General features: G+C 71.4%; 4 protein-coding genes. 2 read left to right on the top strand and 2 right to left on the bottom strand.

The window, feature by feature from the left end; genetic code table 11:
* Nucleotides 1-74: 74 nt before the first annotated feature.
* The gene (locus ABZY57_RS22720) at nt 75-2,177 is read right to left on the bottom strand and encodes a PhoX family phosphatase (protein ID WP_356514664.1); all 2,103 of its coding nucleotides are present in this window, start codon (nt 2,175-2,177) and stop codon (nt 75-77) included.
* 292 nt (nt 2,178-2,469) lie between these two features.
* Between ABZY57_RS22720 and ABZY57_RS22715 the strand changes: the two genes are divergently transcribed.
* The gene (locus ABZY57_RS22715; RefSeq protein ID WP_356514662.1) at nt 2,470-4,185 is read left to right on the top strand and encodes a VWA domain-containing protein; all 1,716 of its coding nucleotides are present in this window, start codon (nt 2,470-2,472) and stop codon (nt 4,183-4,185) included.
* A 60-nt stretch (nt 4,186-4,245) separates the two neighbouring features.
* Here ABZY57_RS22715 and aspS read toward each other — a convergent pair whose 3' ends face one another.
* Nucleotides 4,246-6,051 (bottom strand): aspartate--tRNA ligase, encoded by a 1,806-nt coding sequence (gene aspS / locus ABZY57_RS22710; protein WP_356514660.1) that lies wholly within the window; start codon nt 6,049-6,051, stop codon nt 4,246-4,248.
* 137 nt (nt 6,052-6,188) lie between these two features.
* On the opposite strand from aspS, the gene ABZY57_RS22705 reads away from it, so the two are divergent.
* Nucleotides 6,189-8,381 (top strand): SpoIIE family protein phosphatase, encoded by a 2,193-nt coding sequence (locus ABZY57_RS22705; protein ID WP_356514658.1) that lies wholly within the window; start codon nt 6,189-6,191, stop codon nt 8,379-8,381.
* Nucleotides 8,382-8,397: the final 16 nt, after the last annotated feature.

Raw genomic sequence — 8,397 nt, 5'->3', positions numbered from 1 at the left:
CGCCGGTGGATGTTTCACGTGAAACATCCACCGGCGCCCCTCGGGTCAACTCACCTCGGCTCAGGCGTCAGGCGTCAGACTCCGATGTTCTTGCCGTCCTTGCGCCAGACCGACACGACTGACGGGCGGACGATCTTGCCGGGACCGTCGGGCCACACCGACTGCGGCTTCTCGACGGAAGCGCCGTCGATCTCGCCCGGGTGCTGCACGGCGACCAGTACGCGCTTGTCCTGGATGATCGGGCCGCAGGTCTCGGCACCGCGCGGGACGGTCAGGAACTGCTTCAGTTCACCACGGCGCTCACCGGCGGTCGCGACACCGAACAGGCCGTCGTGCGAGCCGAGCTGGTTGCCGTCCGTGGAGATCCACAGGTTGCCGTGCGGGTCGAACGCCACGTTGTCCGGGCAGGAGATCGGGCTGACCTTGTCCTTCGGGAAGCCCGCGAAGTAGGTCGCCGGGTCGTTCGGGTCACCCGCGACCAGGAAGAGGCGCCAGGCGAAGCCGTCGCCGGCCGGGTCGTCGAAGTTCTCGGCGAGCTCCAGGATCTGGCCGTGCTTGTTCAGGTTGCGCGGGTTGGCCTCGGTCGCGCCTTCCTTGCCCGGCTTGCCGCGGTCCGTGTTGTTCGTCAGCGCGATGTAGACGCGGCCGGTGCGCGGGGACGGCTCGACGTCCTCGGGGCGGTCCATCTTGGTCGCGCCGACCTTGTCGCCGGCCAGGCGCGTGAAGACGGACACCTCTTCGGCCGTCATGCCTTCGACGTGCGAGACGTTCCCCTGGGGAGAGGAGGTGAGGAGCTTGATCCAGACACCGGAACCGTCGAACTCGCCGTCGGTGGGGAGCTTGCCGGAGCCGTCGACCTCTGCGGCCGGGGTGTCGCCGGTGAGCTTGGCGACGTAGAGGGTGCCCTCGTCGAGCAGCGTGAGGTTGTGCTCCTTCGCCGCGCGCGAGTCGCCCTTCTTCATCCGCTTCGACGAGACGAACTTGTAGAAGTAGTCGAAGCGCTCGTCGTCGCCCATGTAGACGACGGGGCGGCCGTCCTCGGTCAGGCGGGGCTGCGCGGCCTCGTGCTTGAAGCGGCCGAGCGCGGTGTGCTTGCGCGGGACGGAGTTCACGTCGTACGGGTCCAGCTCGACGACCCAGCCGTGGCGGTGGGACTCGTTGGGCTCCTGCGCGACGTCGAAGCGCTTGTCGAACCGCTCCCACTTGCGCTCGGTGGCGCCTGCGGTCACGCCGTAGCGCTTCAGGCGGGCGGCCTGGGTGGGGTCGGTGACCAGGCCGGCGTTGCCGAAGTACTGGTTGAAGTTCTCCTCGCCGTGGAGCGTGGTGCCCCACGGGGTGGTGCCGCCGGCGCAGTTGTTGAGGGTGCCGAGCACCTTCGTGCCGGTGGCGTCGACCGAGGTCTTCACCAGGTCGGAGCCGGCGGCCGGACCGGTCAGCTCGAACGCGCTGGTGGCGGTCAGGCGGCGGTTGAGGCGGTGGCGGTTGACGGCCGTCAGCTTGCCGCTGCGGTGGTCCTCCTGGACCACGACCACGGACAGGCCGTGCGCGGCCCAGGCGATCTCGACCTGCTCGCGGGTCGGGTTGGCCGCGTCGTACGCCTTGAACATGAGCTGCTCGTCCGTGTACTCGTGGTTGGCCACGAGCAGCTGCTGGCGCTCGTAGTCGCCGCCGAGCGGGAGCAGGCTCAGGAAGTCGTTGTTGTAGCCGAACTGGCCGGCCTGGGCGGCGGCGGTCTGCTTGTCCGGATTGAAGCCCGGAGCGCCCTTGACGATCGGGTCGCCCCAGCGGATGACCACGTTGTGCTCGTGGCCCTCGGGAACCGTGACCTGGTCGGCGGTGTTCGGCGCGACCGGCTTGAAGCGCAGACCGCGGGCACCCTCCGCGTTGACCCCGGCGGCGCCGGCGCGCTGCGCCTCGACCGTGGGGTCCGCGGAAGCGGAGGAGCCGTTGCCGCTCAGCGTGAGGGCGGTACCGGCTGCCGAGGCGACCGTGACGACGGCGGCGGAGCGGAGCATCGCGCGGCGGGAGTAGGCGCGGGCTATGACGTCCCCGGCGTACTCGTTGTCACTGGTGTTCGGCACCTCGTGGAAGCAGGCGTCGCCGCACCGGTAGCGGCAGGTGAGAGCGGAACGGCCGCCCCCGTGAGAAGTGCCGATGAGCGGCAGGAGCTTGCGCACGAGTGTCCTCCGTAGATGCACGGTCCCCGACAACGTGTCGGAACAATCCGTCGGTGACGCTATGGGCGGGTTGCACCGAAGCGGCGGCCGCTGGATGAACGCCCGGTGAATCCGGCACGTCGGGGCGGCAGTTCGGGGGCGGATCGGGTGTGTTTGAGCAGAGGGCGCCACGAAAGGTGCCCCTCCCGAAGTTCCAGCCAAGGGGCCGATAACCTTACGTGTCCACTCTGGGCAGGGATCTACCGCGCAGCACGGACAAATGACGCACGCACTCATGCGAAAGGCCTGGCCCATGGGTATTCGGAGCTTGTTGCGCAAGGTGTTCGGACGGACCTCTGAATCGGTTCCGGAGACGACCGGCACCACTTCGGCGGCCCTCCCGAGCCAGACCGAACGCACCCCCCTGGACGCGGCGGCCGAGCTGGTCGCCGCCTCCTTCGACAACCCCACTGTTCCCCCGCAGTCCACCCCCCGGGACCTCGAACCGGGCACGGTGCTCACCGCCCCGGCCCCGGCCCCCAACCCGGACCCCACGGTCCCGGAGGCCCGCCGCTCCTCCACCGGAGGTTCGCCGGTCACCCCCGCGGCGCCGTCCCCGACGGCCCCGGCCGCCGTCGAAGCGGAGCCCGTGGCCGCCGAAGCGGAACCGGTCTCCGAGGACGAGACCCCGGTCGTCGCAGCCGAGGCGGAGCCCGAACAGGCCGCCGAGGCAACCCCGGAAGCCACCACGGACCCGGAGCCGCTCGAGGCCGAGGCCGAGGCCGAGGCCGACGCAACCGAGCCCGAGGCCGCAGCCGAGGTGGCGCGGGCCGAAGCCGAGCCGCTCGCCGCTCCGGCGGCCGAGGCCGAAGCGGAGGCCGCAGTCGAGGCCGGGGCCGCAGTCGAAGCCGAAGCCGAAGCCGAGGCAGCCACCCCCGTGGTCGAAGCCGAGCCGCTCGCCGCCGGGGCGGAGGCCGAACCGGCCCTGGCCGCGGCGCCCGAGGAGGAGCCCGCCGCCGAGGCGCACGCCAAGCCGCAGGCCGACGTAGCCGCCCCGGAAGCGGACACCGAGACCGAGGCGGAGCCGCAGGCAGCCGCCGAGGCCGAGCCCGTGGCCGCCGCGCCGCAGGCGCAGGACACGGACACCGCCGAGGCCGAGCCCCTGGCGGCCGAGACCGAGGTCATCACCGAAGCCGAGCCCGTAGCGGCCGAGACCGAGGTCATCACCGAAGCCGAGCCCGTAGCGGCCGACGCCGAGATCATCACCGAAGCCGAGCCCCTGGCAGCCGAAGCCGACGCGAAGCCCGCCCCCGCCCCGGCCGATGCCGAGGCCGAGGTCGTCACCGTCACCGCCGACGCCGACGAAGGCGGCCCCGCGCACTCCCTCGCCGCCCTCAAGCGGCAAGCGCCCCCGCTCGCGGCCGCGTACAAGGCCGCCGGACAGGTCCTGCGCACCAAGGGGAAGGCCGGCGCCCGCGCCACCGTGTTCCTCGTGCTCGACCGGTCGGGCTCGATGCGCCCGTTCTACAAGGACGGCAGCGTCCAGCACCTCGCCGACCACGCGCTCGCCCTCGCCGCGCACCTCGACGAGGAGGCCACCGTCCGCACGGTGTTCTTCTCCACCGAGCTGGACGGCGCCGCCGACCTGTCCCTCGACGGGTACGACGCGGCCTGGGTCGAGGCCCGCCACGCGGAGCTCGGCCGGATGGGCCGCACCAGCTACCACGTCGCCATCGAGGCCGTCGTGGAGCGCTATCAGAAGGACGGCGGCGAGGGCCCGGCCCTCGTCCTCTTCCAGACCGACGGCGCCCCCGACAACCGGCAGCCGGCCAAGGCGGCCCTGGCCGAGGCGGCCACCACCGCCCCGGGCATCCACTGGCAGTTCGTCGCCTTCGGCGAGCACGATGCCAAGGCCTTCGACTTCCTGCGCAAGCTGGACGCCGACAACGCCGGCTTCTTCCACGCCGGCCCCGCGCCGGCCGAACTGACCTCGGCGGCCCTCCTCAAGGGCCTGCTGGAGACGTTCTAGGAGCAACAGAAGAAGGGCCCGGGATCCGTACGGATCCCGGGCTCTTCTTCATGGGACGGCTTACTGGTGGGGCTTGACGGCCTTGTCGACCGGCTCGCCGGTCTTCGTCTCCACCGGCTTGCGCAGCGCGATGTTCAGCTCGCGCAGGCGGGACTCCTCCAGGACGGTGGGCGCGCCCATCATCAGGTCCTGCGCGTTGCCGTTGAGCGGGAAGGCGATGGTCTCGCGGATGTTCGGCTCGTCGGCGAGCAGCATCACGATGCGGTCCACGCCCGGGGCGATGCCACCGTGCGGCGGGGCGCCGAGGCGGAAGGCCCGCAGCATGCCCGCGAACTCGCGCTCGACGGTCTCGGCCTCGTAACCGGCGATCTCGAAGGCCTTCAGCATGACCTCGGGCTCGTGGTTGCGGATGGCGCCGGAGGACAGCTCGATGCCGTTGCAGACGATGTCGTACTGCCACGCCAGGATGTCGAGCGGGTCCTTCTCCTCCAGGTCCTTCATGCCGCCCTGCGGCATGGAGAAGGGGTTGTGGGAGAAGTCGATCTTGCCGGTCTCCTCGTCCGCCTCGAACATCGGGAAGTCGACGATCCAGCAGAAGCGGAAGACGTCCTCCTCGAACTGCCCGGCGCGCTTGGAGGCCTCGACGCGGACGCCCGCCATGATCTTGGAGACCTCGTCGAACTCCCCCGCGCCGAAGAACACCGCGTGGCCGGCGGCCAGACCGAGGCGCTCGGTGAGGACCTTGACGTTCTCCTCGGTGAGGAACTTGGCGATCGGGCCGGTCAGCGCACCGTCCTCGCCGACGCGGACCCAGGCCAGGCCCTTGGCACCCAGGGAGATCGCGTACTCGCCGAGGCCGTCGAAGAACTTGCGCGGCTGGGCGGCGGTGTCCGGGACGGCCAGGGCGCGCACGTGCTTGCCGGCGAACGCCTTGAACTCCGAGCCCTCGAACACGTCGGTGATGTCGACGAGCTCCAGCTTGGAACGCAGGTCGGGCTTGTCGTTGCCGTACTTCATCATCGACTCGCGGAAGGGGATCCGCGGGAACGGGGAGGTGACCGGGCGGCCCTTGCCGAACTCGGTGAAGATCTCCGTCATCAGCCGCTCGATGGGCTGGAAGACGTCCTCCTGCTCGACGAAGGACATCTCGACGTCGAGCTGGTAGAACTCGCCCGGCGAACGGTCGGCGCGGGCGTCCTCGTCGCGGAAGCAAGGCGCGATCTGGAAGTAGCGGTCGAAGCCGGAGATCATCAGCAGCTGCTTGAACTGCTGCGGCGCCTGCGGGAGCGCGTAGAACTTGCCCGGGTTCAGGCGGGACGGGACGACGAAGTCACGGGCGCCCTCGGGGGAGGTCGCGGTGAGGATCGGCGTCGCCATCTCGTTGAAGCCGAGGGCCACCATCTTGGAGCGGATGGAGGCGATGACGGCCGAGCGCAGCATGATGTTGCGGTGCATGCGCTCGCGGCGCAGGTCGAGGAAGCGGTACTCCAGGCGCCGCTCCTCGTTCACCCCGTCGTCGGTGTTGATGGTGAAGGGCAGCGGAGCGGAGGCGCCGAGCACCTCGACCGCGGTGACCTCGACCTCGATGTCGCCGGTGGCGAGCTCGGGGTTGACGTTGTCCGCGCCGCGGGAGACGACCTTGCCGTCGATGCGGACGACGGTCTCCTTGGTGACGCTGCTGAGCGCCTCGTTCGCGGCGGTGCCGGGACGGGCGACGAGCTGCGTGATGCCGTAGTGGTCACGCAGATCGATGAAGAGGATGCCGCCCAGGTCTCGACGATTGTGCAGCCAGCCGCTCAGCCGGACGTCGGAGGCGACGTCGGAGGCTCGGAGCTCGCCGCACGTGTGGGACCTGTACCGATGCATCAGTCATCCAGTTCTACGTGATATCAGGGTGGATTCAACCGTCCCAAGGTTACCGTCCGGGGCACGAGCCCGTGCGGGCCCGCTCGCCCGGGGTGGTGAACAGGCACGTCAGGCGGATGACCTGTAAAGATGACCGGGTGCGCACAGAGGATGTCCTGGCCGCCATCGCGACCGGTTTGTGGCGATGGGACAACGCCTCCGGGACGGTCACCCTCGACAGCGAGGCCGCCCGGCTGCTCGGGCTGCCCGCCGAACCCGTCGCGCTGCCCGAGGTCGCCGTGCGCTCGCGCTTCCACCCGGTGGACTGGAACGAGATCAACGGCATCGTGAACCTCGCGGTCGCCGAGGGCACCCTCGCCGAGGCCCGACTGCGGATCATGGACGAGGACGGGCGCGTGCTACGCACCGTACGCAGCCGCTCGAAGCCGCTGGAGAACCGCGCCCCGGACGGCCGCCTCGACTACGAGCTGATCGGCACGATCCAGGAGATAGCCGAGGCCCAGCCCGGCACCACGGCCGTGCACACCCCCATCACCGGCGACTGGCGCCGCTCGCGCGAGGCGTTCCTGCTCGACGCCGGGCGGGCGCTGGCCGAGGCCCGCTCCACCGCCGAGGTGCTGCGGGTGGCGGCCTCGCTGTCCATGCCCGGGTTCATCCCGGACGGTCTGGCCGTCTTCGGCGTGTCGGGCGACAGGCTGTCGATCATCGGGCACCACGGGCACGATCCCGGGGACGAGGGCCCCTTCGCGGACATGCCGCTGCGGACCGACTACCCGGCCGCGGAGGTCGTCCGTACCGGGCGGGCGATCTACCTCCCGAGCCCCGATGACTACAAGCGGCGCTTTCCGGCCACCTGGCCGCTCGCCCAGCGCTTCGACCGGATCTCCTGGGCCTTCCTGCCGCTGATCGTCGCGGGACGGACCATGGGCGCCTGGATGGCCGCCTTCAAGCACCCGGTGACCTTCTCCCCCGACGAGCGCTCGGTCCTGACGACGGTGGCCCGGATGCTCGCGCAGGCCCTCCAGCGCGCCGGGGTGGCCGAATCCGAGCGGGAGCTCACCACCGGCCTCCAGCGGTCGATGATGCCCCAGCTCGGCCCCGAGATCCCCGGGATGACCCTCGCCGCGCGCTACGTGCCGACCGGCGGCGGGCTCCAGGTCGGCGGCGACTGGTACGACATGATCCCGCTGCCGTCGGGACGGTTCGCGCTGGTCATCGGCGACGTCCAGGGCCACGACGTACGGGCGGCCGGGCTCATGGGCCAGCTGCGGATCGCGGTGCGCGCGTACGCCTCCGAGGGCCACCGGCCCGACGCGGTGCTCTCGCGCGCCTCCCGGTTCCTGGCGGGCCTGTGCTCGGAGCAGGACACCGGGTCGGACACGGGCCGCCCGGACACGGGCGGGGGCAGCGGGGACTCCGATTTCCGGAGCCCGCGCTTCGCGACCTGCCTCTACGTGGAGTGCGATCCGCAGACCGGCCTGCTGGAGGTGGCCCGCGCCGGGCACCCCGACCCGGCGGTGCGGATGGCCGACGGCACGGTCCTGATGCGGCCCACGGCGGGCGGACTGCCGCTCGGCATCGTGCCGGACACCGACTACCCGACGACCCGGTTCACCCTGGAACCCGGCGAGACGATGATGCTCTGCACCGACGGGCTCATCGAGACGGGCGGCCACGACCTCGACACGGGCTGGGCCCGGCTGCGGGCCATCCTGGAGTCGCAGACCCCCGGCCCGGGGGACCCGGAGCCCCGCCACCTGGAACGGCTGGCCGACCTGATGGTCCAGGCGGTGCACGGCCCGTCCTCGCACCACACCACCGGTCCGCTGGCCGACCGGCGCGAGGACGACATCGCCGTCGTCCTGCTCTGCCGCGAGGGCGCGGGCTGCGGCTGCGAGACCCCGCTGCTGCACCCGGTGCGGCCGGCCCGGCGCACCATGACGACCGTCGCCCAGGCGGAGCCGGAGCGGGTCGCGGGGGTCCGCCAGCAGATCCGGGAGCTGCTGCACGACTGGGCGGACCCGGAGCAGGTCGACGCGGCGGTGCTGATGGTCTCCGAGATGCTGACGAACGTACTGGTCCACACGGACGGGGACGCCCTGCTGATCGCCGAGGCGGTGGGCGAGCTCGGCTCGCGCCGGCTGCGGGTGGAGGTGGCGGACGCCTCCGACGAACTGCCGCACAAGCGGCACCCCGGGGAGATGGCGTCGAGCGGGCGGGGCGTCCTGCTGCTGGAGATGCTCGCGGACGACTGGGGCGTCGACCCGCGCGGCGAGGGCAAGTCCACCTGGTTCGTCCTCCTCGAACAGTCCAAGCCCGGTGAGCCCTAGGGCGCATCCGCGTACA

The sequence above is a fragment of the Streptomyces sp. NPDC006450 genome, assembly GCF_040612195.1.
GTDB lineage: Bacteria > Actinomycetota > Actinomycetes > Streptomycetales > Streptomycetaceae > Streptomyces.
The sequence above is the reverse complement of the archived record's forward strand: the minus strand, read 5'-3'. Positions and strand labels throughout refer to the sequence as shown.

Bases quoted from the DNA above. Each gene is read 5' to 3' on its own strand.
- aspS (WP_356514660.1), bottom strand. From the start codon at position 6,051: ATGCATCGGTACAGGTCCCACACGTGCGGCGAGCTCCGAGCCTCCGAC.
- ABZY57_RS22715 (WP_356514662.1), top strand. From the start codon at position 2,470: ATGGGTATTCGGAGCTTGTTGCGCAAGGTGTTCGGACGGACCTCTGAA.